Below are 24,301 nucleotides of genomic sequence, written 5' to 3'. Positions count from 1 at the left end.
GGTCGATTTACCGTTCCTACCCATGAGCGCCGCACCCGGGCAGGACCGCAGATCTGGGCACACCTGGCGGTTCGGCCTGCCCCGGCGCGTCTTCTCCCAGGTCCTGCTGATGCAGCTGGCGATCGCGGCGGGCGTCACCGTCCTGGCCACGGGACTCTTCCTCGCACCCCTCGGCGCCCAGCTCGACGACCAGGCCATGCGCCGCGCCCTCGCCATCGCCCAGAGCGCCGCGGCCGACCCGGGGCTCGCCGAGGACCTCGTCGCCAGCCGCGCCGTCCCCGACAGCCCGGTGCAGTCCGCCGCGGAGCGGATCCGCCGGGCCACCGGTGCGGAGTACGTCGTGGTCCTCGACCTCCAGGGCATCCGCCGCTCCCACCCCAGCCGGGAACGGATCGGCCGGCACGTCTCCACCGACCCCGCCGACGCGCTGGCCGGCCGCGAGGTCATGGAGATCGACGACGGCACCCTGGGCCGCTCCGCCCGCGGCAAGGTCCCGCTGCGCGACCCGTCGGGCCGGATCGTCGGCGCGGTCTCCGTCGGCATCGCGTACGACAGCGTCCGCGACCGGCTCCTCGGTGCGATCCCCGGTCTCCTCGCCTACGCCGGAGGCGCACTGGCCGCCGGCGCGCTCGCCGCGTACCTGATCTCGCGCCGCATCCAGCGCCAGACCCGCGACTTGGCCTTCTCCGACATCTCCGGGCTCCTGTCGGAGCGCGAGGCCATGCTCCACTCCCTCCGCGAGGGCTTCGTCGCCCTCGACCCGGACGGCAGGATCCGGCTCGTGAACGACGAGGCCCAACGGCTCCTCGGTCTGGGCCCCGAGGCGGCCGGCCGCCCCCTGGACGACGTACTCGGCAGCGGGCGCACCGCCGACGTCCTGACGGGCCGGGTCACCGGCGAGGACCTGCTCACGGTGCAGGGCCCCCGGGTCCTGGTCGCCAACCGGATGCCCACCGACGACGGCGGCGCCGTCGCGACCCTGCGCGACCGCACCGAGCTGGAGCAGCTCGGCCGCGAGCTGGACTCCACGCGCGGCCTGATCGACGCACTGCGCGCACAGGACCACGAGCACGCCAACCGGCTCCACACCCTCCTCGGCCTGCTGGAGCTGGGGCTCCACGAGGAGGCGGCGGCATTCGTCACCGAGGTGGTCGGGGTGCACCGGGCCACCGCGGAGCAGGTCACGGAGAAGGTCCGGGACCCGCTGCTGGCGGCCCTGCTGGTCGGCAAGGCGACCGTCGCCGCCGAGCGCGGCGTGTCCTTGCGGCTGTCCGAATCCACTCTCCTTCCCGACCGCCTGGTCGACCCGGGCGGCCTCGTCACGATCCTCGGCAATCTCGTCGACAACGCCCTCGACGCGGCGGTCGGCTCCACACACCCGCGGGTGGAGGTGGAGCTGCGCGCCGACGACCACACCGCCGTGCTCCGCGTGCGCGACAGCGGCCCCGGGGTGCCGGCCGGGCAGCGGGAGCAGATCTTCACCGAGGGCTGGTCCACCAAGCAGCCCCAGGCGCACGGCAAGCGGGGGCTCGGGCTCGCGCTGGTGCGCCGCCTGGCGGAGCGGCAGGGCGGCAGCGCTCGGGCCGGGGAAGCAGCGGACGGAGGGGCGGAGTTCTCCGTCGTACTCCCGGAGGCCCTCCGGTGATCGACGTGCTCGTGGTGGACGACGACAGGCGTGTTGCTCTGATCAACACGGCCTACGTGGCGAAGGTTCCCGGCTTCCGCGCCGTCGCCCAGGTCCATTCCGCGGGCGAGGCCCTGGAGTTCATCGAGCGCCGCCCGGTGGACCTCGTACTGCTCGACCACTACCTGCCCGACGGGAACGGCCTCGACTTGGTCCGCAGACTCCGCCAGCTCGGCCACCACACGGACGTGATCATGGTGACGGCCGCCCGCGACCTGGCCACCGTCCAGTCCGCCATGCGGCTCGGCGCCCTCCAGTACCTGGTCAAGCCGTTCGCCTTCGCCGGGCTGCGGACCAAGCTGGAGGCGTACGCCTCCCTGCGCCGCACCCTGGCGGTGGGCGGGGAGGCCGAGCAGGCCGAGGTGGACCGGATCTTCGGCGCCCTCGCCGCCGCCGGCACCCCCGTGGAACTCCCCAAGGGCCACTCCCCCACCACGGCGGAGCTGGTGCGGCAGGTGCTGCTGGCCGCCGGAGGCACCCTGTCCGCCCAGCAGATCGCCGAGCGCGCCGGGGTGAGCCGCCAGACCGCCCAGCGCTATCTGAAGCTCTTGGAACGCAGCGGCCGGGTCCGCCTGAGCCTGCGCTACGGAGAGACCGGCCGCCCGGAGCACCGGTACGCCTGGATGACCGCCGACGGGACCTCCGGTGCCGACGGAAGGCCCGGTGCCGAAGGGCCCCCCGGCACCGCCTCCTAGACAGCGCCCGCGCCCGTCAGGGAGCGCACCTCGGTCTCCGCGTGCCGCGCCTCGTCGGGCGTCTCGTGCGAGGTGACGGTCCCGATCCAGCCCGCCAGGAAGCCCAACGGGATCGAGACGATGCCGGGGTTCTGCAGCGGGAAGACCTGGAAGTCCGCCCCGGGGAACAGGGCGTCGGGGCTTCCCGACACCACTGGCGACAGCACCACGAGCAGCACCGCCGGGACCAGTCCCCCGTACACCGACCAGACCGCACCACGGGTGGTGAACCCCCGCCAGAACAGCGAGTAGAGCAGCACGGGCAGGTTCGCCGAGGCCGCCACCGCGAAGGCCAGGCCGACCAGGAAGGCGACGTTCAGGTCCTGAGCGAGCAGCCCCAGGCCGATGGCCAGGGCGCCGATGCCGACCGCGGCCGTCCGCGCCACCGCCACCTCGCTGCGCTGCTTGGCGCGGCGGCGCTTGAGCGAGGCGTACAGGTCGTGGGCGACCGAGGCGGAGGAGGCGAGGGTGATCCCGGCGACAACGGCCAGGATCGTGGCGAACGCGATCGCCGCGACCACGGCGAACAGCACCGTCCCGCCAGTGGTTCCGCTGCCGCCGCCGAGGAACAGCGCGAGCAGCGGTACGGCCGTGTTGCCGGCGGCGTTGGAGGCCCGCACCTCCTGGGGACCCACCAGCGCGGCGGCGCCGAAGCCGAGCACGATGGTCATCAGGTAGAAGCTGCCGATGAGCCCGATCGCCCACACCACCGACCGGCGGGCCGCCCGCGCGGTGGGCACGGTGTAGAAGCGGGACAGGATGTGCGGCAGTCCGGCGGTGCCGAGGACGAGCGCGAGGCCGAGACTGAGGAAGTCGAAGCGGGCGGTCCAGTCCCCGCCGTACTTCAGTCCGGGGCCGAGGAAGGCGTCGCCGTGGCCGCTGCGTTCGGCGGCGCGGGTCAGCAGCTGGTTGAAGTCCCCGTGGAAGCGCATCAGCACGAGCGCCGTCAGCGTGATCGCACCGCCCATCAGCAGGACGGCCTTGACGATCTGGATCCAGGTGGTGGCGCGCATGCCGCCGAAGGACACGTAGATCACCATCAGCGCGCCGACCCCGACGACGGTCCAGGCGCGGGCGGCGGCGCTGCTCCCGCCGAGCAGGAGCGCCACCAGGCTCCCCGCACCGACCATCTGCGCGACGAGGTAGAGCACCGAGACGGTCACCGAGGAGGTCCCCGCCGCGATGCGCACCGGCCGCTCGCTCATCCGCGCGGCCACTACGTCCGCCAGCGTGAACCGGCCGCAGTTGCGGACCAGTTCGGCCACCAGGAACAGCACGACGAGCCAGGCCACCAGGAAGCCCACGGAGTACAGCAGGCCGTCGTAGCCGAACAGCGCGATCAGGCCGGAGATGCCGAGGAAGGAGGCCGCGGACATGTAGTCGCCCGCGATGGCGAAACCGTTCTCCATCGGGGAGAAGAGACGGCCGCCGGCGTAGAACTCCTCGGCGGATCCGTGGCGGTTGCGGCTGACCCAAGTGGTGATGGCCAGTGTGACGGCGACGAACGTACTGAACAGCACCAGCGCGAGGGTCTGGTGCCCGGTGGCCAGCGCCCCGGCCGCCAGGCCCTGGCCGGTCATCGGCCGGCCTCGCGCAAGCGCTCCTGGCCCCGCGCCTGCTCGAAAACGGTCCAGCGCAGGTCGAGGGCGGCACGGTCCCGGCGCAGCCGCGCGTTCCGGGCGTACGCCCAGGTCAGCAGGAAGGTGGAGAGGAACTGCCCCAGACCCGCGATCAGGGCGACGTTGACGGCTCCCACGACGGGCCGGGCCATCAGGCCGGGCGCGGCGACGGCCGTGACGACGTACGCGAGGTACCAGCCGAAGAAGGCGAGGGAGGCGGGGACGACGAACCGTCGGTAGCGGCTGCGCACCTCCTGGAAGGCGGCGCTGCGCTGCACCTCCAGGTAGATTTCGGCCGCTCCGGAGGCGGGTCGGGCCGTGGCGGCGGGGCGGGCCGCGGCGGCCGACACCGTGCCCGGCTGCTCGCCCTCCCCCCAGCCGGACGCGAGCGCGTCGTACCAGGGGTCGTCCAGCCGGATCGTTCCGGCATCACGACCTTCGTGCTTGTCCACCGAACTCTCCTTGTCCGCCGCCGCATTGGCTGCGTGCCCACAAGGATGTGCGGAAGGGGTGGTTTCCGGACTGGTGTCTTGGAGCTCTTCACCCCATCAGGTGATGGGGTGAAGAGCTCCCGAGTGACGGGAACCGGGTCAGGCGTCGATGCGCGAGCGGTCGAGCGTCGCCGCCGAGCTGGTGATGAACTCCTTGCGGGGCGCGACCTCGTTGCCCATCAGGAGGTCGAACACCTGCTCCGCGGAGTCCAGGTCGCCGATGTTGATCCGGCGCAGCGTGCGGAAGCGCGGGTCCATCGTGGTCTCCGCGAGCTGGTCGGCGTCCATCTCGCCCAGGCCCTTGTACCGCTGGATCGAGTCCTTGTAGCGGATTCCCTTGCGCTGGTACTCCAGCAGGGTCTGGCGGAGCTCGTTGTCGGAGTACGTGTAGACGTACTTGTCCTGGCCCTTCTTGGGCTGGACCAGTTCGATCCGGTGCAGCGGCGGGACGGCCGCGAAGACCCGGCCGGCCTCGACCATCGGGCGCATGTACCGCTGGAAGAGGGTCAGCAGCAGGCAGCGGATGTGCGCGCCGTCGACATCGGCGTCGACGAGCAGGACGATCTTGCCGTACCGCGCCGCGTCGAGGTCGAAGGTCCGGCCGGAGCCGGCCCCTATGACCTGGATGATCGCGCCGCATTCGGCGTTCTTCAGCATGTCCGAGACCGAGGACTTCTGGACGTTGAGGATCTTGCCCCGGATGGGCAGCAAGGCCTGGAACTCGGAGTTGCGCGCGAGCTTGGCGGTGCCGAGCGCGGAGTCCCCCTCGACGATGAAGAGCTCGCTGCGGTCCACGTCGTCGCTGCGGCAGTCGGCGAGCTTGGCCGGCAGCGAGGAGGACTCCAGCGCGGTCTTGCGGCGCTGCGCCTCCTTGTGCTGCCGGGCCGCGATCCTGGTCCGGGCCGCGGCGACGATCTTCTCCATGACCGCACGGGCCTGCTGCTTGTCGTCGCGCTTCGTCGAGGTCAGGAAGGCCTTGAGCTCCTTGGCGACCACGGCGGCCACGATCCTGGTCGCGGCCGAGGTGCCGAGCACCTCCTTGGTCTGGCCCTCGAACTGCGGCTCGGCGAGCCGGACCGTGACGACCGCGGTCATGCCCTCCATGGCGTCGTCCTTGACGACGTCGTCCTCGGCGACGCGCAGGAGCTTCGCGGAGCGCAGGACCTCGTTGACCGTCTTGGTGACGGAGCGCTCGAAGCCGGAGACGTGCGTGCCGCCCTTGGGCGTGGCGATGATGTTGACGAAGGACTTGACCGCGGTCTCGTACCCGGTGCCCCAGCGCAGGGCGATGTCGACCCCGAGCTCGCGGGTGACCTCGGTGGGGGTCATGTGGCCGCGGTCGTCGAGGACGGGCACGGTCTCCTTGAACGTGCCCGTGCCGGTCAGCCGGACCACGTCGCAGACGGCCTTGTCCTGGGTCAGGTACTCGCAGAACTCGCTGATGCCGCCGTCGAAGCGGAAGACCTCCTCGGTCTTTCCGGCGCCGTCGATGGCCCGCTCGTCGCGCACCACGATGGTCAGGCCGGGGACGAGGAAGGCCGTCTGGCGGGCCCGCTGGTACAGCGTGTCCAGGGAGAGCCGGGCGTCCTTGAGGAAGATCTGGCGGTCGGCCCAATAGCGCACGCGGGTGCCGGTGCGCGTCTTGGGCACGCGCTTGCCCTTGAGGAGGCCGTTGGCCGGGTCGAAGGGCGCGTCGGGGCCCTGCTCGGTGAAGATGCCGGGGACGCCGCGGCGGAAGCTGATCCCGTGCGTGGCGCCGTTGCGGTCGACCTCGACGTCGAGCCGGGCGGACAGCGCGTTGACCACGGAGGCGCCGACGCCGTGCAGGCCGCCGGAGGCGGCGTACGAGCCGCCGCCGAACTTGCCGCCCGCGTGGAGCTTGGTCATGACGACTTCGATGCCCGACAGGCCGGTCTTGGGCTCGACGTCGACGGGGATGCCGCGGCCGTTGTCCCGGACCTCGACGGAGTTGTCCTCGTGGAGGATCACTTCGATGTGGTCGCAGAATCCGCCCAGGGCCTCGTCGACGGAATTGTCGATGATCTCCCAGAGGCAGTGCATCAGGCCACGGCTGTCCGTGGACCCGATGTACATCCCGGGCCGCTTGCGGACCGCCTCGAGTCCTTCGAGGACGAGCAGGTGCCGCGCGGTGTAGTTGGAGCCGTCCCGGTCTGCTCCGGTCAGCAGCGCGCTGGAAGGCACGGACGTGTCGGCGGTCACGCAGTTCGCTCCTCGCTGAATTTCTTTTCTGGCCCGGTCGGGCGCAGGAGTGGCTCGGTTACCGCTCAGAGGGTACCGAGGCCTGGTAGAGCCGGTGCAACGCCACCCTTGCGGCATCTTCAGCCTAGTGCAGATCCGTACGGATGTTCGATCCCTCGATGGGGTGAAGCAAACATCACGTTCCCTTCGAGGCATGAACCATTTAGGGTTCGGGCACGTCCTCATGAACAACCGGCAACCCCGCCGGGAGACCATGGACTGCGACCGACAACGCCAAGCAACGCGAAACCGTAGAGCAACGCAATACGGCTCCTTCGCCGCCAACCGGCAACAGCCGGCCAGCTCGGAAGGAAAAGTTTCGAGGAAAAGCCGCGAGCGGGAACGTTTTCGGCCTGGTTGGATGTTGACCCTGGTACGACAGCTCGTCGAGCTAGAGAAGAGGCGACGTGACTACTGTTCTGACACCCGCGACCCCGCTGACGGCCGCTGACCGATGCGACCGTTGCGGCGCCCAGGCATATCTGCGCGTCGTCCTGCTGAGCGGCGGTGAACTGCTCTTCTGCGCCCACCACGGCCGCAAGTTCGAGCCGGAACTCAAGAAGATCGCCGCGGAAATACAGGATGAGACTGAGCGGCTCACGGCCGCTCCGGCCAGCGCCGACACCGAAGACCGCTGACAGGCCTCCATCCCGACGAGCCAGGACCGGTCCAGGACCGGTCGACGGGCGGCCCCCCTGTGAACCAGGGAGGCCGCCCGTCCTCATGTCCGCACGCCGTTACGGCATGCGCTCAGCCGGTCACGAGGCCTGCCAGCGGGGCGATCCGGGTATAGACCCCCGGACTGTCGGCCCTCCCGCAGCCCCGGCCCCAGGACACCAGGCCGATGAGGCGCCCGTTGGCCACCAGAGGCCCCCCGCTGTCCCCCTGGCAGGCGTCCCGGCCACCCCCGGCGTCTCCTGCGCACACCATCTCGCCAGCCGCGTAGCGGCCCTCAGGGCCCCCGGGATAGGCCTCCCCGCAGACCTCGTCGGGGAGCACCGTCACCCGCGCGGAACGGAGCCCGGTCGCGTAGTCGCCGAACCCGCTCGTGTCGCCCCAGCCGTACACGTCCGCCTCGGTGCCCGGCGCGTAGGCCGGATCCCCGGGACCGGCCAGGGGGAGTACGTAGTGTGCCGGAACGGCTTCGCCGAGTGTCAGTACGGCGAGATCGCCGGTATTCGTGAACCGGTCGTACGCGGGATTGATCCGCGCCCCCACGAGCGCGATCTCCCGGCCCTCGTCGGCTCGCAGCTCCGCACGCCCGGTGATCACCCGGAGGTCGCGCAGCGCCTCGACGGGCCCGCCGAGCACCTGCGGGGCCAGGCAGTGCGCCGCGGTGAGCACCTTGGTCGGCGCGACCACCACACCGCCGCAGAACTGTCCCGCACGGATACCTCCGAACCGGTCACGGCTCGCGAGCGCCACCACCCAGGGGCTTTCGGCGGCAAGGACCGGCCTGCCGCCGATCACCACGCTGTCCGCGGCCGCGGGCGGCGCGGGTGCCAGCGGCGCCAGGGCCGCCCCCGCCGCCAGGGTCAGCGCGCCCGCCAGGGTGCAGGCAAAGGGACGACGCATGGGACCTCCTGACTCTGTGTGTACATGACTCCACCCAGAGTGGTACGACCCGGTCCGGCCCGCACCCTCGCGCCCGCACCTTCACCCGTGCATGGCGAAGGCCCGGCCCCGAGGGGGACCGGGCCTCCGGACCGGGCTCCGACCGCGGCGCCGCCGGAAGCGGCGCCCGGATCAGTCGAGGTAGTCGCGCAGGACCTGGGAGCGCGAGGGGTGCCGCAGCTTCGACATCGTCTTCGACTCGATCTGGCGGATCCGCTCGCGGGTCACGCCGTAGACCTTGCCGATCTCGTCGAGGGTCTTCGGCTGCCCGTCGGTGAGGCCGAAGCGCATGGAGACCACGCCGGCCTCGCGCTCGCTCAGGGTGTCGAGCACGGAGTGCAGCTGCTCCTGGAGGAGCGTGAAGGAGACCGCGTCGGCCGGGACCACGGCCTCGGAGTCCTCGATCAGGTCGCCGAACTCGCTGTCGCCGTCCTCGCCGAGCGGGGTGTGCAGGGAGATCGGCTCGCGGCCGTACTTCTGGACCTCGATGACCTTCTCGGGGGTCATGTCGAGCTCCTTGGCCAGCTCCTCCGGGGTGGGCTCGCGGCCCAGGTCCTGGAGCATCTGGCGCTGGACGCGCGCGAGCTTGTTGATCACTTCGACCATGTGCACCGGGATACGGATGGTGCGGGCCTGGTCCGCCATGGCGCGGGTGATCGCCTGGCGGATCCACCACGTGGCGTACGTGGAGAACTTGTAGCCCTTGGTGTAGTCGAACTTCTCGACCGCGCGGATCAGGCCCAGGTTGCCCTCCTGGATCAGGTCCAGGAAGAGCATGCCGCGGCCGGTGTAGCGCTTGGCCAGCGAGACCACGAGACGGAGGTTGGCCTCCAGCAGGTGGTTCTTGGCCCGGCGGCCGTCCTCCGCGATGATCTCCAGCTCGCGCTTGAGCTTGGGGGCGAGCTTGTCGGCGTTCGCCAGCTTGTCCTCGGCGAACAGGCCCGCCTCGATCCGCTTGGCGAGCTCGACCTCCTGCTCGGCGTTGAGGAGCGGGACCTTGCCGATCTGCTTCAGGTAGTCCTTGACGGGGTCCGCGGTGGCACCTGCGACGGCGACCTGCTGGGCGGGCGCGTCGTCCTCGTCGTCGTCGGAGAGCACGAAGCCCTTGGCCTCGCCGCCCTCCTCCTCTTCGCCCTCGCCGGCCTTCGCCGTGCCGGGACCGTCTCCGAGCGCCTCTTCCCCGCCGGGCTCGTCGCCGTCCTTCTTCCCCGCGGTCTTCTTTGCCGCCGTCTTCTTCGCAGCGGTCTTCTTGGCAGGCGCCGCCTTCTTGGCCGCCGCCTTCTTGGCCACGGCCTTCTTCGCCGGCGCGGCCTCTGCCTGGGTCTCGTTCTCGATCTCGCCGGCAAGCGCGTCCACGTCGGCCGCACCGACCGCCGGGGCCTCGTCCGCCGCGGTCTTCACGACGGCCGCCTTCGCCGCTACGGTCTTCGTGGCCGTGCGCTTGACGGGCGCCTTGGCTGCGACGCTCTTGCGGGTGCGCTTGGGCGACTCCGCGGCACTGACCATCAGCGTCACACCCTCTTCCTCGAGGATCTGGTTGAGGCTGCGCAGAACATTCTTCCACTGGGTTGGCGGAATTTGGTCGGCCTCGAAGGCCCGACGCACGTCATCGCCGGCGATCTGCCCCTCGGCCTTGCCTCGCTCGATGAGCGCCATCACAGAGTCGGACTCGGCGATCTCCGGCGGGAGCGTACGGGATGTGCTGGCCGACACGAACAACCTCTCGGAACGATGGGAACGGCTTCCGACCCCGGCCTGGTGCTGGACCGGAGCCGACGACCACCAGCGGGGATGGGCCGGCGGCGCGGGCAGGGCCGGGGAGCTGTACAGCGCCCACAACGGCTGCTGTCTTCCCTCCGTCGGCCATCACCTCTTAGGTCATCGCTCGACCTCGCGGAGCGTTACGCCCAATCTTCGTGGCCCGAGTCACACCGTCTACAGGCAAAACCTCTCATACGGTCCTATGGCGGCGCGGCACCGACCCGTCCGGCGCGCCGCGCTCACACCTGTGTCGCCGGACCCCGAGAGGTCCGGCGACACGCGTGTCGGCCCGCCGCCGCGGCGGCGGCGCGGGGTGCCTGCCACGGCCGTGCCCGCCCGGCGCGTCAGTGCTCGCGCGGTGCCGGGACGACGCGCTCCACCTCCGGATGGACCGTCAGGAGCTGACGCATGGCGTTCTCGGCCCCCAGGGCGTCGCCGGCGGCGAGGGCCTCGACGATCCGGCCGTGGTGGGCGACGGAGGACTCGCTGGGCCGCTCGCAGGCGGTCACGGCGCTGCCGGAGACCTGGAGGGCCGCGGAGACGATCCCCGAGAGGTGCTCCAGCATGCGGTTGCCCGCGACCTGGATCAGGAGGGCGTGGAACTCGTTGTCGGCGCGGGAGAAGGTGATCCCGTCGCCCTGGGCCAGCGCGTGGCCCATGATCTCGACCATGTCGGACAGCCGCTGCTGGATGTCCTGGCGGCCGTGTCCGGCGGCGAGGCGGGCGGCGAGCGGCTCGATGGTCCAGCGCAGCTCGTTCAGCTCGCGCCGCTGGTCCTCGCGCTGCGGCCCGAAGGCGCGCCACTCGATGATGTCGGGGTCGAGGAGGTTCCAGTCGCTGACGGGACGGACCCGGGTGCCGACGTTCGGACGGGCGCTGACGAGGCCCTTCGCCTCCAGGACGCGGAGCGACTCGCGGACGACGGTGCGGGACACCTCGAAGCGCTGGCCGATCTCCTCGGGGACGAGGGGCCGGTCCGCGCCGAGGTCGCCGGAGACGATCATCTGGCCGAGCTGCTGGACGAGTTGGCCGTGCAGGCCACGGCCGCGGCTGCCCGCCGCACGACGGCCGACCCGGCTCAGCTCGACGTCGGCGCCGTCCCAGTGGGGCACGCCGACGCGGTCGGGGGCGGGGGCCTCCGCGTAGGGGTAGCGGTCGAGTTCGCCCGGGCCGGCGAGGCCGGAATCGGCGTGGCGGGCGGCGGTCATCATGGTGTGCGCAAGGGTACTCACGAATCCTTTGTCGGCCTCGGTTCGGCGCCCCTTGAGGTCTTTGGTGAAAAGCACACGAAAGGGTGATCGGTGCCACCTGCGCAATTGACGACTTATCGTAAAGAACCGGGCGCTTTTCGGGGAGTTGCGGTCCCCGGAGTGCGATCCGGACTTCCTGCGCATCCAAACGATCACCAACGGACCCTGTTGCGAAGGCCGGTGAAGCCATACGCGCACAACAGGATCACCAGCGACAACGCCAGGGCCGTGCCGACGGGTTGGGCCAGCACGCGGAACGCCCCCAGGACCAGCCGGTCGGCCTCGGGAGGCCAGTGCGCCCACGTCATCCCGCGCAGCCGCTCGGCGATCCCGGAGGTCTCGTACACCGACGGCCCCGCGAACGCCTTGCGGACGAGCGGCACCACGAGCACCGGTACGGCGAGCACGGCGGCCATCCCCGCTGCGGCGGAGCGGAAGACCCCGGACGCCAGGACCCCGGCCCAGGCACAGCCGACCAGCAGCCCGGCCCAACTCGCCGCCGGGGAGACCCAGTCCCGGGGAACGCGCACCAGGTCGGTGTCGAACACCAGGCGCAGCGCGGCGCCGTCGGCCACGACGGCCAGCGCCCCGATGGCCAGGGCCAGCGCCGCGGAGATCACGAGCTTGGCGGTGAGCAGCCCCAGCCGCCGGGGCACCGTGCCGCGGTCGGCGGCGAGGGCGGGGTAGCGGTACTCCTCCCCGAAGGCCAGCGCGCCCAGCAGTCCGGCGCCGAGCGCGGCAGGCGGCAGCGGCAGGAGTTGCGGCCAGGCGGCCAGCAGCCGGGGCTGCGGCAGGCCGCCGGAGCGCGCGATCAGCAGGGTGAGCAGGGCGGACAGCACGACCGCCGCTGCCGAGACGACGGCGACGGTGCGGGTGCCCGCGGCGCGGCGCAGCTCGTACCGGAAGGGGCGCAGCGGCCCGCCGACGCGGCGCACGGCCGAGGCAGGTCCGGCGGCCCGGGAGGGCTCGGGGGCGTCCGGTCCACCGGCGGCGCCTGTGGGGCGGGAGGCCGTGGTGGCGGCGTCGGGCGGACCGGCGGGGCGGGGAAGGGAGACCGGTCCCGAGTCGCCTGTCTCGTCGGCGAGTTGGTGGACGAGTACACCGTGCAGGAAGGCGGTCTCCCCGACCTCCGCACAGCTGCTGCCGTAGACGGAGAGCCGGTTCCCACCCTCCTCGACGACCTCCACCGACTTCTTCGAGGCCCGGGCCTCGCGGCCGAGCAGGGCCGCCAGGCGGGGGGCGTGCGGGGTCCGTACGGCGACCCGCGGGCGCAGCCGGGTCCGGGCGAAGTCGACCGCCTCCTGGTCGGCGAGGAGCCGCCCGCGGTCGATGCTGACGACGCGGTCGGCGCTGCGGGCGGCCTCTTTGGGGTCGTCCGTCGTGAAGAGGACGGCGCCGCCGAGGTCGGCGTGGCTGCGCAGCAGTCCGTGCAGCCAGAGCTGCTCGCGCGCGGAGAGGCCTGCCGCGGGCTGGTCGAGCAGGAGGGTGCAGGGGTCGGCGAGCAGGGCGGTGGCGAGGCCGAGCCGCCGGTCCATGCCTGCGGAGAGCGAGCCGATCCGCTGGTCGCGCAGCCCGGCGAGGCCGACGACTTCGAGCATCTCGTCGGCCCTGGAGGCCGGCACCCCCACGGCGGCGCAGAGCATCCGCAGCTGGCCGCGGACGGTCCGGGCGGGGTGACCCGGCACATCGCCGAGGAGGGCGCCCACTTCGCGGGCGGGGTGGGCGATCCGGTGGAGGGGGCGGCCGCGGAAATACGTGACTCCGCGGCCGGGCTCCAGCTCCAGCATCAGCCGGAGGGCGGTCGTCTTGCCCGAGCCCGGCTCACCGAGCAGGGCGGTCACCGTCCCGGGCCGCGCCTCGAACGTGAGGTCGTCCACGGCGGGCGGTAGGTTTCTGCGGGGGGCACTGGTCAGTCCGATGGCCTGGAGCATCGCTTCTCCCGCGGGTGGTGAGACCGCTCTGCGGCGCGGTGAATACCACTGGAAGATAACGCGATATGTCCGATTTTTAACGCAACTCGGCCCGGCATGCTCCGAACCTCCCCCGTCAGACCTCCGGGCGCAGCATCGGCGGGTTGAGCAGCGTGGCCCCGCCGGCCCTGAAGAGCTGGGCGGGGCGGCCGCCCTGACGGGTCGTGGTGCCGCCGGCAGGGACCAGGAACCCGGGGGTGCCGGTCACCTTCCGGTGGAAGTTGCGCGGGTCCAGTGCGACCCCCCAGACCGCCTCGTACACCCGGCGCAGCTCGCCCACGGTGAACTCGGGCGGGCAGAAGGCGGTGGCGAGCGAGGAGTACTCGATCTTGGAGCGGGCGCGCTCGACCCCGTCGGCGAGGATCCGCGCGTGGTCGAACGCCAGCGCGGCGGGCCCGTCTCCGTCGTGGCCGAAGCCGCCGTCGTCGCCGAGGAGTTCGTCGACCGGAGCCCAGCGGGCACTGTTGGCGTCGCCGCCTGCCCGCGGGGCGGGCAGGTCGGGGGCGAGGACCAGGTGGGCCACGCTGACGACGCGCATCCGCGGGTCCCGCTTGGGGTCGCCGTACGTCGCGAGCTGTTCCAGGTGGGCGCCGTTGCCGGCACCGGGCTCGGCGGGGTCGTGGGCGCACAGCCCGGTCTCCTCGGAGAGCTCCCGGGCGGCGGCGGCCGCCAGGTCCTCCTCGCCGCGGACGAAGCCCCCGGGCAGCGCCCAGCGGCCCTGGAACGGCTGCTCGCCCCGGCGGACGACCAGCGCGCAGAGCGCGTGGCGCCGCACGGTGAGCACGACCAGGTCGACGGTGACGGCAAAGGGCGGGAAGGCCGACGGGTCGTAGGGCATGACGCGATCATAGTCGTCTCCCTGACGATAAACAGTCCTTTGGTGATCTCCTTCACCGGGCACCCCGGGGCGGGTGCCGATCGGGCCGGGGCCGGCCCGATCGGCGAGCGGCGCCTCAGACGCCGAGCTGCAGCGCGTCGGCGGCCTCCTCCACCATGCCGAGGCCCAGTCGGCTGACGCGGACGGAGAACGGCTCCCCGGCCACGCGCAGGCCGGACAGTCTCAGGGCGCCCAGCGGCGCACCGGCGAGCGGGAACAGGGCCACCGTGCCGGCCGGTGCGTCCGGCCGGATGCCGGCCAGGGCGGTCAGCACGTGGACCCCTGCCGCCGCCGGCACGGCGGCCGGCCGGCAGGCGGCGGGATGCGGCAGCGGGGCGCTGCCCGCGGTGCGCTGCGGGGCCGCGTACATCTCGGGAAGCCGGTGGCCGAAGAATTCGGCGGCGTCCATGAAGCCGCGCAGCAGGGTCCCGGCCTCCTTCTCCAGTCCGGCGGCGGCGAGGCCGGCGACGGCAACCGCGGTCTCGTGGACCCGGACGGCGCCCGAGCGGTGCCCGAAGGGGTTGTGCCCCGGGTCCTTGACGCCGAGGCTGCGCAGCCCCCAGCCCGAATCCATGGAGGGTGCGCCCAGGAGCCTGCCGAGTTGTTCGGTGCGGACGCCGTCGAGGAGCCCGCGCGCGTACTGCCCGCCGCCGAGCAGTCCGGTGTCGAGGAGGTGCGCGGTGACTCCCGCGAGGTACGGCAGCGGGCGGCCGTCGGGGTGGACGGCGGCGGCGGGGGCGCCGCCGGCGGGTCCGTCGATCCAGAAGGCCTCGCCGAACTCGGCTCGCAGGGCGGCGGCCCAGTCGCGCAGCTCGCCGGCTCCCGGGCGGTCGCAGCCGTCCAGGAGGTCGGCACCGAGCAGTGCGGCCCGGTGGGCGTGTGCCTGCGTCTCGCAGCGCCGCGGGCCGCCGCCGGGGTCGGCGAGCAGTCCCCCGTCGGCGGCCTTGCGCAGCCATGCCAGGCAGCGTTCGGCCGCGGGCAGGAGGGCGTCGAGCTCCTTCTCCGGCAGTCCCCAGCGTCTGGCCTCGGCGAGCACGGCAGGGAAGGCCAGCGTGGCCTCCGTGCCCGTGCAGCCGGGGGGCAGCTGCGGGCCCGCTCCACGCAGCGGCCCGGGGATCATCCCGGCGTCGGGGCCGCGGCCGCCGGTCTGCGTACGGGCCAGGGTCCGCATGGTGGCGGCCGCCAGTCCGGTGCCGAGGGGCAGTGCCATCCGGGCGGCCCACAGGGATTCGGCGGGGGCGAGGCCGCAGCGCCAGGGGACGCCGGCTGCGGCGAACATGTCGGACGGCTCGGCCGGGTCGCGCAGCAGCAGGGCGCGCAGGTCGTCGAGGCCGGTGCGCAGCAGTGCCTCGGCCCGCGGGTCGTCGCCCTCGGCCGCGGCTTCGGCCAGGGTGCCCGTCAGCTGGCCCGCCGGGATCCGCGCGGTGCGGTCCTGGAAGGTGCGCAGTTCGATCGTCCGGGACTCCCCCGGGGCGAACTCGAACTCCCAGCGCAGCAGGCCCAGGGCGGCCAGCGCGTCGTCGGGTGCGGGCTCGGCCGTGGTGACGGCGTGCACCCCGAGGCCGCTCCAGCGCAGGCCGGCCGCGTGGACCCCCGCGGGAAGGTCCGGTCCGGCCCGGCCGGCGGCCACCGTGCCCAGCTCGGCGAGGTCGGTGCCGAGCGAGATCTCCACGGGCAGCCGGATCCGGCGGCTCGCGTGGCTGCGCAGGGTGATCCGCTCGGTGCCGTCGGCGTGCCGGATCCGGTCCACGGTGACGTCGGGGTCCGGCCCGGGGTCGGCGCCGGTGCGGACCGTGGCCGTGAAGCCGGCCCGGTCGGCCCCGAGGCTGCGGCCCTGCACCGCCACCGGGTCGCGGCCGGCGACCCTCAGCAGGCAGCGGGACAGGAGCCTGCGGCCGGCCCGGTAGATGCCGTCGAGGCCGCGGCCGGTGAGCTGGCCGTGCTCCGGAGAGATGGCCAGGCACGGGGCGGAGACGGAGATGAGGGCCCCGTGTACGGGCGGGAGTTCGCCTGCGGGCCGGCGGGGCGGGCCGGCGTGCGGCGCGGCCGCGCGGCCGCCGGACGGCGGCTCTGACGGGGGTCTGCGGGCGGGGGGAAGGGTATGGGGCATGCGTCGCCTTGTCTGCGCTCCGGACGGTTCGGCTGGACGGCGGCGCGGGATTGCCCCCTCCACCACCCTGCTGAACGCGTCGGCGGCACGCCGGGTCACGGGCCGGACGCGGGCCCGGGTCCCCGTCACTCCCCGCTCCCCGCGGTGCGCTTCTCCGCCCGCCCCGTGGCCCTGGCACGCCGCCCGGCGGGCGACCCCGCCCGCGGACGGGCCCGGCCGCCCTGGTTGCGGGCGCCGCCCGGGCGCCTGCGGGGCTGTGCGGGGCGACGCGGCTGCTCGCGGCGGCGCCGCTCCTCACGCAGGCACTCCCGGAGGCTCTCCGGGTCGAGCTGCTCGTTGCAGGCGTGGTGCAGGAGCTCGGCGAAGCGGTAGCCGGGGTCGGCCCGCAGGGCGAGGGCCAGGGCGATCCGGGCGTACGGCTCGTCGCCGGTGGACCAGGCGACCCAGCCGGCCAGGGTCAGCGGGGCCGCGGCGTGCTCGTCGTACCCCTCCACGCAGCGGCGGGCGAGGGCCCGCCACAGCCGCAGCGCGGGCAGTGCCTCCTCCCCCTCCATCCACTCCGCCGCGACGTCGCGGATCTCGCGGTCCTGGAGGCCGAGGACGAGCGCGGCCGCCTCCGTGTCGTCGAGGAGCGCGTCGTCCCAGCAGTCCGCGGCCTCGCCCGCGTCCGCGGGCGGCGCCTGGGCGAAGCGCCGGAGCACCCTGCCCGCGAGGGAGATCGTCTCGGCGCCGACCTCCGCGCGGGTGGTGCCGTCGAGCATGCGGGGCACGAGCGCGGCGGCGGCCCGGTCCAGGGCGTGCCCCTGCGCTTCGGCCGCGGGGCCGCCCAGCGGGGCCAGGCGACCCTCCAGGTCCCGCAGCGAGCCGCGTACCTGCAGTCCGGCGTAGGTGGCGGTCGCGGCCGTCACCGAGGTGCCGGGGAGGGCCAGCGGGGTGCCCTCGGGCGGACAGCAGCGCCGGTCGGGGCAGCAGTAGCTCCAGTACCGGCCGCCCGAGATGCACAGCGCCTCCAGCACGGGGACGTCGAGGGCGCCGCAGGCGAGCCGGAGCTTCTGCGCGAGCGGCCGCAGCCCCGTCATCACGTCCAGGCCGCTGCGGCCCGCTTCAGGCTCCCGGCAGAGGAACACGACGATGCCGTCGGGACGGCCGCCGCGCCGGATGCTGCCGGACACCAGGCAGTCGGCGACCTGCCCGGCCAGGTCCTCCCACTCGGCCTGGGCGCGGGGGATTCCGACACGCAGCCGGCCCCCGAACCGGCCGCCGGACCCGTGCACCGCGACCATCACGACCGAGTCGCTCGGATGGAACCCGACCATGTAGGGCAGGGCGTCGGCGAGCTCGCCGGGGCTGCGCAGGGTGATCTGCTCGGCGGGGCGCGACCCCGCGGATTCGTTGAGGTTCGTCATGCCCCGACGGTCCCGCGGACCGGCCGTTTCGCGCGACCCCTGTGGATAAAGTTATCCACAGGCGGGCCGGAGCGTTCGCGCGATGTCACAGGCATCGGGTTGCATGGGGGCATGAACGCAGACCTCAGGGCCTCGGCCGACTCCGTACTCGCACGCCTCGTCGGTGATCCGACAGGAACCGCACGCCTGCGTGAGGACCAGTGGCGGGCGATCGAGGCCCTCGTCGCGGACCGGCGGCGGGCGCTCGTCGTGCAGCGCACGGGCTGGGGGAAGTCTGCGGTGTACTTCGTGGCGACCTCACTGCTGCGGGCCGCCGGCAGCGGGCCCACCGTGATCGTCTCGCCCCTGCTCGCGCTGATGCGCAACCAGGTGGAGGCCGCCGCCCGGGCCGGCATCCGCGCACGGACCATCAACTCCGCCAATCCGGAGGAGTGGGAGACCATCCAGGCCGAGGTGGCAGCGGGCGAGGTCGACGTGCTGCTGGTGAGCCCCGAGCGGCTCAACAACCCCGACTTCCGCGACCAGGTGCTGCCCAAGCTCGCCGCCGCCACCGGCCTGCTCGTCGTCGACGAGGCACACTGCATCTCCGACTGGGGACACGACTTCCGCCCCGACTACCGCCGGCTGCGCACCATGCTCGCCGACCTGCCGCCGGGCGTGCCCGTGCTCGCGACCACCGCGACGGCCAACGCCCGCGTGACCGCGGACGTCGCAGACCAACTGGGCACGGGAGCGGGTACGGACGCGCTGGTGCTGCGCGGGCCGTTGGACCGGGAGAGCCTGAGCCTGGCGGTCCTTCAGCTGCCGGACGCCGCGCACCGGCTGGCCTGGCTCGCCGACCACCTCGACGAACTGCCCGGGTCGGGCATCGTCTACACACTGACGGTCGCCGCCGCCGAGGAGGTGACGGCCTATCTGCGCCACCGCGGCCACACGGTCGCCTCGTACACGGGCAAGACGGAGAACGCCGACCGCCAGCAGGCGGAGGAGGACCTCCAGGCCAACCGGGTCAAGGCGCTGATCGCGACGTCCGCCCTGGGCATGGGCTTCGACAAGCCGGACCTCGGATTCGTGGTCCACCTCGGATCGCCCTCCTCTCCCATCGCCTACTACCAGCAGGTGGGCCGCGCCGGCCGCGGCGTCGAGCACGCGGAGGTGTTGCTGCTCCCCGGCCGCGAAGACGAGGCCATCTGGCAGTACTTCGCCTCGGTCGCGTTCCCGCCCGAGGAGCTCGTGCGCCGGACGCTGGACGTCCTGGCCCGGTCTGACCGGCCCATGTCGCTGCCCGCTCTCGAACCACTCGTCGACCTGCGCCGCACCCGCCTGGAGACGATGCTCAAGGTGCTCGACGTGGACGGCGCGGTGCACCGGGTCAAGGGCGGCTGGACGGCCACGGGCGAGCCGTGGGTGTACGACGCGGAGCGCTACGCCTGGGTGGCGCGGCAGCGGGCCGCGGAGCAACAGGCCATGCGGGACTACGCGGCAGCCGACGGCTGCCGGATGGAGTTCCTGCGGCGGCAGCTGGACGACGAGGAGGCGACGCCCTGCGGCCGCTGCGACAACTGCGCGGGAGCCCGGTACACCGCGGACGTGTCGTCCGCGGCGCTGAACACGGCCCGCGGAGAGTTGGGCCGCCCCGGGGTGGAGCTGGAGCCGCGCCGGATGTGGCCGACGGGCCTGGCCGCGGTCGGGGTGGACCTCAAGGGGCGGATCCCGGCGGGCGAACAGGCCGCCACCGGACGGGCGCTGGGCCGTCTTTCCGACATCGGGTGGGGCAACCGGCTCCGCCCCATGCTCGCTCCGCAGGCCCCGGACCAGCCAATTCCGGACGACGTGGCCAAGGCCGTGGTGGACGTGCTCGCGGACTGGGCCAGGGGCCCGGGAGGCTGGGCGTCGGGCGCGCCCGACGCTCCCGCCCGCCCGGTCGGCGTCGTCGCGGTCCCCTCCCGTACGCGGCCCGCGCTGATCGGCTCGCTCGCCCAACGCATCGCGGAGGTGGGCCGGATGCCGCTGCTGGGCACGCTGGCGTACACGGCCGACCTGCCGGGATACGGCCTTCCCTCGTCCAACAGCGCACAGCGGGTCCGGGGACTGCACGACGCGCTCGCCGTGCCGGCGGAGGTCGCCGACGCGCTCGCCGCGGCGCCGGGTCCGGTGCTCCTCGTCGACGACCGTTCGGAGAGCGGCTGGACGCTCGCCGTGGCCGCGCGCCTGCTGCGCAAGGCGGGAGCGAAGGGAGTGTTTCCGCTGGTCCTCGCGGTTCAGCCCTAGCGTGATGCGTCAGTGGCGGCGCGGCGGGGCAAGGATATGAACGGCATACCGTCTGAATCCGGTCGGTCGAGTCAATTGCTCGTTGCCGCACGCTGACAGGCCACGCAAGAATTGGGGAGCTCCCGCACGGCTCCTCGGCACTGTCACAGGGCCGCGCCGCGGCGCGCCGAAACTCAGCCGTGCCCGTCGACGGGCGTGCAGCCGAAGGGAGGACCGTGGCCTTCGGATTCGCTCCGTCCGCAGCCGTCTCGATGACCGGGTCCGCCGGTACCGCCAACCGCCATGGCCGGCTGCTGGAGCCGTCGGAATGGGCCTCAGCGGGAATTCCCCTGCTGCGCAATCCGCGTGAGCTGGTCAGCGGCCTGCACGCCCGGCACAGCCCAGGACCCTCGACCGCCGTGATCGCCGTCCTCGGCCCCGAGGACCGGCTGGTCGGGAGTGCCTCGTTCACCCAGCGGACGCTGTCCGCGGATGGCTGGGAGTACCGCAACGCCCTGCTGTCACGGCTGCGCCGGGTGATCCCGCACGACCTGCGGCGGCGCACACCGGCCCGGACCGCGGTCCTGCTCTACTGCCGTGAGGGCGACGAGCGGTGGACCGAGGAGGACGGCGCCTGGATGTGGGGCCTGCGCGACGCCTGCACCCTGCACGGCCTCCGCTGCGGGGCGTACATCACGCTGACCAGGGGCGGCTGGCAGGTCCTCGGCGAAGGCCGCGGCGGCCGGCGGCCAGACATAGGCTCGGGACCGGTGAGCCTGGACGCCTCCGGCAGCGATGCCGCCTCCCTCACCCCGCGCACGGGCGGCGGAGCCGTCGAGGTGCTGCGCCGCGCCGCGGCCCGCTGACCCGCAGCCCGTCCGGGCGGTCCCGCCACCGGAGCGCGGCGGGACCACAGGGCGTCAGACGCCCGCGCCCAGAACCGAGTTGATCTGCTGCGGGTCACCGCACACGACCAGCAGCGCGCCCGCCCGGCCCAGGGCCGTGGGCAGCGTTCGAGCGGTCTCGTCGGGAGCGCCGCCGTTGGCCGCGAACACCACGACCGGACGGCCTGCGGCACGCTGGGCCTCGGTCGCGTCCGCGTAGAACACGTCGTCCCGGGCATCGTGCTGCGCCCAGTAGGACGTCTCGCCGAACGACAGCTCGTGCGCCGCCCACGGGTGGGGCTCACCGGTGGTCAGCACCAGGATGTCGCCGGGTGCGCGCCCGGTTTCGAGCAGCAGGTCCACGGCCTCCTCGGCCGCGTCCAGCGCACCCTCTGCCGAGGCCGGGATCAGCTGGATCTGCGGCACGGCGGTCGAAACCGAGGGGGTGGAGGGGACGGAAGGTCCGGCGGCGGGCTGCTCCTGCGCCGTGCGCTGCACGGGCGGGGCGGGCCTGGCAGGACCGGGGCGTCCGGGCCGCGGGACGGCGGCGGGACGCGGACCAGGTACGGGGCGGGGGGTCTGCGCGACCCGGCCGGGGGCCGGGGTGACGCGGGGACCCTGGGCACTCTCGTGAATCTGAGGCTCCTCGGGGATGAGAGGCATAACAAGGATGTCTATCAAACGCCGGTACGAGTATTACCGGCGGGTGGCACATGCATGCGATCAGAAATCGAAGCCGAGTTGGCCTCCGTTTTCCAGTTCCAGCGCTTCCTCGCTCCTGCGGATCTTCTTGAGGTGCTGCCAGCGGGGCAGACCGTCGAGATACGACCAGGAAAGCCGGTGGTACGGGGTAGGCCCCCGCTCCTCCAGCGCCGCGCGGTGCACCGGCGAGGGATAGCCGGCGTTGTCCGCGAAGGCGAAGTCTTCGATTCCGGCGCCCAGTTCCGCCATCATCCGGTCGCGCCGGACCTTGGCGATCACCGAGGCCGCGGCCACCGCGATGCACGAGCGGTCGCCCTTGATGACGGTGCGCACCCGCCAGGGGGCGCCGAGGTAGTCGTGCTTCCCGTCGAGGATCACCGCGTCGGGCCGGACGGGCAGATCCTCCAGGGCGCGCACCGCGGCGAGCCTCAGCGCGGCGGTCATGCCGAGCTCGTCGATCTCCTCGGGCGAAGCGTGCCCGAGGGCGTACGCGGTGACCCACGTCTCCAGGACCTCGGCGAGCGCGTCGCGCCGCTTGACGGTCAGCAGCTTGGAGTCGGTGAGTCCTTCGGGCGGGCGGCGCAGTCCCGTGATCGCCGCGCACACGGTGACCGGACCGGCCCAGGCTCCTCGTCCGACTTCGTCGACCCCGGCGATGATCTTGGCGCCGGTGGTGGCGCGGAGGGAGCGCTCGACGGTGTGAGTGGGTGCTTCGTACGGCATGGCGCCAGCAAGGTTACGCCGCCCGGGGCCGCCCGCGACACCCCGGGCGGCCCCCCTCTCACAGACTGGTCCGCACATCGCATCGCGGACGTTTCCACTCCACTCCGACACGCCCGACCGCTTCACTTCCGCATACATCGCCAGCGGGCCCCGAAGCCTCGGATTTCGCAGCACACTAGGCCAAAAAGCTGGCAAAACTCACATCAACCCCCACACCAGACCGCCGGAACATCGCAGTAGCGAACAGGACCTTCGCGCGCCCTCCCGGTGCGCCCTGCGCACTCCGTCCCGCGACGAAATGGTCCGCGCGCCACCGGCCACGAGCACACCCGTGCCAGGCGGATGGCAGCTAGCGCCCAACGGCCGCCGGCAGCCAGTCCGGCAGCACCTCGGTCTGTTCCAGCCAGGCCCCCGGGACCGTCTCCGGACCGCGTCCTCCCAGCACGCCGCCGACGATGGCGCAGGTGGTGTCCACGTCCCCGCCGACCTGTGCGGTGGTCCAGAACGCCGTCTCGTAGTCGCCCAGGGCGCGGGCGGCCGACCAGAGGGCGAAGGGCACGGTGTCGTGCGCGGTGGTCCGCCGGCCGCAGCCGAGGACCGCGGCCACCGTCGTGGCGTTCCCGTAGTCGAGCATGTCGCGCGCCCTGCGCAGCCCTGCGCCCACGGCGCTGCGCGGAACCAGCGCGATCACCCCGTCCAGCAGCTCGGCGGGCGACGGCGGACCGGCGGGGCTCGCCGCCAGCGCGGCGGCCGCGGCCACGGCCATCGCGCCGCAGACGGCCTCACGGTGCTGGTGGGTCGGGTACGCGGAGATCTCGGCCTGGTGGGTGGCCTGCTCGGGGTCGTCGGCATACCAGGCGCCCAGCGGTGCGATCCGCATGGCGGCGCCGTTCCCCCACGACCCCTGGCCGTTGAACAGGGCGGAGGACAGCTCCCGCCAGTCCTCGCCCTCCCGGACGAGCCGGAGCATGCGGTTCACGGCGGGACCGTAGCCGCGGTCGAAATCGTGGTGCTCGGCGAAGGAGCCCGCCAGGGCGTCCTGGTCGATGCGGCCGTGGTCGGCGAGGACGGCGAACACCGAGCAGGCCATCTCGGTGTCGTCTGTCCACTGCCAGGGGCCGGGCGGCAGCTCGCGCCGCTTGAGCAGCGGGTAGTTCGCGGGGACGAAGAACTGGGAGCCCAGGGCGTCACCCACCGCCAGTCCGCGGAGGCTGGCCAGCGCGCGTGCGAAGCGCCGGTCGGGAGAGGAGTCAGGGGTCATCGCGAGCAACTCTAGCCGTCCAGGTCGTAGGGCTTGGGTGTGGTCCATCTCTCGAAGGGCCGGTCGAGGCGGTAGCGTCCGTCCTCCCCCGGGACCAGCATCCGGAGATCTCCGTTCGGCGGGTTCGACAGGCACTCGAACTCCGCCACCGACCAGTGGAACCACCGCATGCAGAACAGCCGCATCGTGAGGCCGTGCGTGACCAGCAGGACGTTCTGAGGATGGTCGGGCGCCTCGAAGCTGCGGTACAGGCTCTCCAGGAAGGCGCCCACCCGGTCGTACACGTCCGCGCCGGACTCACCCTGGGCGAAGCGGTAGAAGAAGTGGCCGTAGGCGTCCCGGTAGGCCTTCTGCAGCCGGACGTCGTCGCGGTCCTGCCAGTTGCCCCAGTCCTGTTCCCGGAGCCTCGGCTCCTCCCGCACCCGCACCCGGGCCGGATCCAGCCGGAGCTCCCGGAAGGTCTGGAGGGTGCGCCGGTACGGCGAGACGTATGCGCTGACCGCCTCGTCGCCGAACAGCGCACGCAGCCGCACCCCGGCGGCCACGGCCTGGGCGCGGCCCACCGCGGTGAGCCTCAGGGCGTGGTCGGGCTCCCTCTCGTACACCGTGTCGTCGGCGTTGCCCTCCGATTCGCCGTGCCGGAGGAGGACGATGCGCAGCGGTCGTGCCATTCCACGACCCTAAGTCGGACAGCGCCCGAACGGGC

At 73.1% G+C, this 24,301-nt stretch carries 19 protein-coding genes; 5 read left to right on the top strand and 14 right to left on the bottom strand.

Annotated features, from left to right (window positions below; genetic code table 11):
• The first annotated feature begins 22 nt into the window (after positions 1-22).
• The gene (locus ACZ7H1_RS23085; protein WP_470789188.1) at positions 23-1,645 is read left to right on the top strand and encodes a sensor histidine kinase; all 1,623 of its coding nucleotides are present in this window, start codon (positions 23-25) and stop codon (positions 1,643-1,645) included.
• Positions 1,642-2,379 (top strand): response regulator, encoded by a 738-nt coding sequence (locus ACZ7H1_RS23080; protein ID WP_470789187.1) that lies wholly within the window; start codon positions 1,642-1,644, stop codon positions 2,377-2,379. Before ACZ7H1_RS23085 ends, ACZ7H1_RS23080 begins: the two co-directional genes overlap by 4 nt.
• Here ACZ7H1_RS23080 and ACZ7H1_RS23075 read toward each other — a convergent pair.
• From ACZ7H1_RS23075 to ACZ7H1_RS23065, 3 genes are all read right to left on the bottom strand, one after another.
• Entirely contained in the window at positions 2,376-3,968 is a 1,593-nt protein-coding gene (locus ACZ7H1_RS23075) for a solute symporter family protein (RefSeq protein WP_470789243.1), read from the bottom strand. The genes ACZ7H1_RS23080 and ACZ7H1_RS23075 overlap by 4 nt on opposite strands.
• Positions 3,969-3,994: 26 nt before the next feature.
• Positions 3,995-4,489: a DUF485 domain-containing protein gene (locus ACZ7H1_RS23070; RefSeq protein WP_470789185.1), complete on the bottom strand. Its 495-nt coding sequence runs from the start codon at positions 4,487-4,489 to the stop codon at positions 3,995-3,997.
• Between the two features lie 138 nt (positions 4,490-4,627).
• The gene (locus ACZ7H1_RS23065) at positions 4,628-6,748 is read right to left on the bottom strand and encodes a DNA gyrase/topoisomerase IV subunit B (protein ID WP_470789183.1); all 2,121 of its coding nucleotides are present in this window, start codon (positions 6,746-6,748) and stop codon (positions 4,628-4,630) included.
• 446 nt (positions 6,749-7,194) lie between these two features.
• Between ACZ7H1_RS23065 and ACZ7H1_RS23060 the strand changes: the two genes are divergently transcribed.
• Positions 7,195-7,425 carry a DUF7455 domain-containing protein gene (locus ACZ7H1_RS23060; protein ID WP_328968168.1) on the top strand — a complete coding sequence of 77 codons (231 nt, stop codon included), beginning with the start codon at positions 7,195-7,197 and terminating at the stop codon, positions 7,423-7,425.
• 112 nt (positions 7,426-7,537) lie between these two features.
• On the opposite strand, the gene ACZ7H1_RS23055 is transcribed toward ACZ7H1_RS23060, so the two are convergent.
• The 7 genes from ACZ7H1_RS23055 to ACZ7H1_RS23025 form a co-directional block, all read right to left on the bottom strand.
• Complete coding sequence (locus ACZ7H1_RS23055; RefSeq protein ID WP_470789181.1) at positions 7,538-8,362, bottom strand: S1 family peptidase; 825 nt, start codon at positions 8,360-8,362, stop codon at positions 7,538-7,540.
• 171 nt (positions 8,363-8,533) lie between these two features.
• A complete protein-coding gene (locus tag ACZ7H1_RS23050) occupies positions 8,534-10,114 on the bottom strand; it encodes an RNA polymerase sigma factor (protein ID WP_470789179.1) in 1,581 nt (526 codons plus the stop codon).
• A 392-nt stretch (positions 10,115-10,506) separates the two neighbouring features.
• Positions 10,507-11,394, bottom strand: a complete 888-nt coding sequence (locus ACZ7H1_RS23045; protein ID WP_470789178.1) for a FadR/GntR family transcriptional regulator — start codon at positions 11,392-11,394, stop codon at positions 10,507-10,509.
• Positions 11,395-11,564: 170 nt separating this feature from the next.
• Positions 11,565-13,343 (bottom strand): ABC transporter ATP-binding protein, encoded by a 1,779-nt coding sequence (locus ACZ7H1_RS23040; protein ID WP_470789176.1) that lies wholly within the window; start codon positions 13,341-13,343, stop codon positions 11,565-11,567.
• Between the two features lie 115 nt (positions 13,344-13,458).
• On the bottom strand, positions 13,459-14,220 hold the full coding sequence (locus tag ACZ7H1_RS23035) for an NUDIX hydrolase (RefSeq protein ID WP_470789175.1): 762 nt from the start codon (positions 14,218-14,220) through the stop codon (positions 13,459-13,461).
• 115 nt (positions 14,221-14,335) lie between these two features.
• Positions 14,336-16,369 (bottom strand): glycogen debranching N-terminal domain-containing protein, encoded by a 2,034-nt coding sequence (locus ACZ7H1_RS23030; RefSeq protein ID WP_470789173.1) that lies wholly within the window; start codon positions 16,367-16,369, stop codon positions 14,336-14,338.
• Between the two features lie 125 nt (positions 16,370-16,494).
• Positions 16,495-17,775: a DUF4192 domain-containing protein gene (locus tag ACZ7H1_RS23025; protein ID WP_470789171.1), complete on the bottom strand. Its 1,281-nt coding sequence runs from the start codon at positions 17,773-17,775 to the stop codon at positions 16,495-16,497.
• A gap of 111 nt (positions 17,776-17,886) precedes the next feature.
• On the opposite strand from ACZ7H1_RS23025, the gene ACZ7H1_RS23020 reads away from it, so the two are divergent.
• Both ACZ7H1_RS23020 and ACZ7H1_RS23015 read left to right on the top strand, forming a co-directional pair.
• Positions 17,887-20,046: a RecQ family ATP-dependent DNA helicase gene (locus tag ACZ7H1_RS23020; protein ID WP_470789169.1), complete on the top strand. Its 2,160-nt coding sequence runs from the start codon at positions 17,887-17,889 to the stop codon at positions 20,044-20,046.
• A 215-nt stretch (positions 20,047-20,261) separates the two neighbouring features.
• Positions 20,262-20,891 carry a hypothetical protein gene (locus ACZ7H1_RS23015; RefSeq protein WP_470789167.1) on the top strand — a complete coding sequence of 210 codons (630 nt, stop codon included), beginning with the start codon at positions 20,262-20,264 and terminating at the stop codon, positions 20,889-20,891.
• Positions 20,892-20,945: 54 nt separating this feature from the next.
• On the opposite strand, the gene ACZ7H1_RS23010 is transcribed toward ACZ7H1_RS23015, so the two are convergent.
• From ACZ7H1_RS23010 to ACZ7H1_RS22995, 4 genes are all read right to left on the bottom strand, one after another.
• Positions 20,946-21,572, bottom strand: coding sequence for a hypothetical protein (locus ACZ7H1_RS23010; protein ID WP_470789165.1), 627 nt, complete (start codon positions 21,570-21,572; stop codon positions 20,946-20,948).
• Positions 21,573-21,632: 60 nt separating this feature from the next.
• Positions 21,633-22,334: a ribonuclease HII gene (locus ACZ7H1_RS23005; RefSeq protein WP_470789163.1), complete on the bottom strand. Its 702-nt coding sequence runs from the start codon at positions 22,332-22,334 to the stop codon at positions 21,633-21,635.
• A gap of 349 nt (positions 22,335-22,683) precedes the next feature.
• Entirely contained in the window at positions 22,684-23,595 is a 912-nt protein-coding gene (locus tag ACZ7H1_RS23000) for an ADP-ribosylglycohydrolase family protein (protein WP_470789162.1), read from the bottom strand.
• A gap of 11 nt (positions 23,596-23,606) precedes the next feature.
• Positions 23,607-24,266 carry a histidine phosphatase family protein gene (locus ACZ7H1_RS22995; RefSeq protein WP_470789160.1) on the bottom strand — a complete coding sequence of 220 codons (660 nt, stop codon included), beginning with the start codon at positions 24,264-24,266 and terminating at the stop codon, positions 23,607-23,609.
• Between the last annotated feature and the right edge of the window lie 35 nt (positions 24,267-24,301).

Source organism: Streptomyces sp. NPDC037401 (assembly GCF_055602345.1).
The sequence above is the reverse complement of the archived record's forward strand: the minus strand, read 5'-3'. Positions and strand labels throughout refer to the sequence as shown.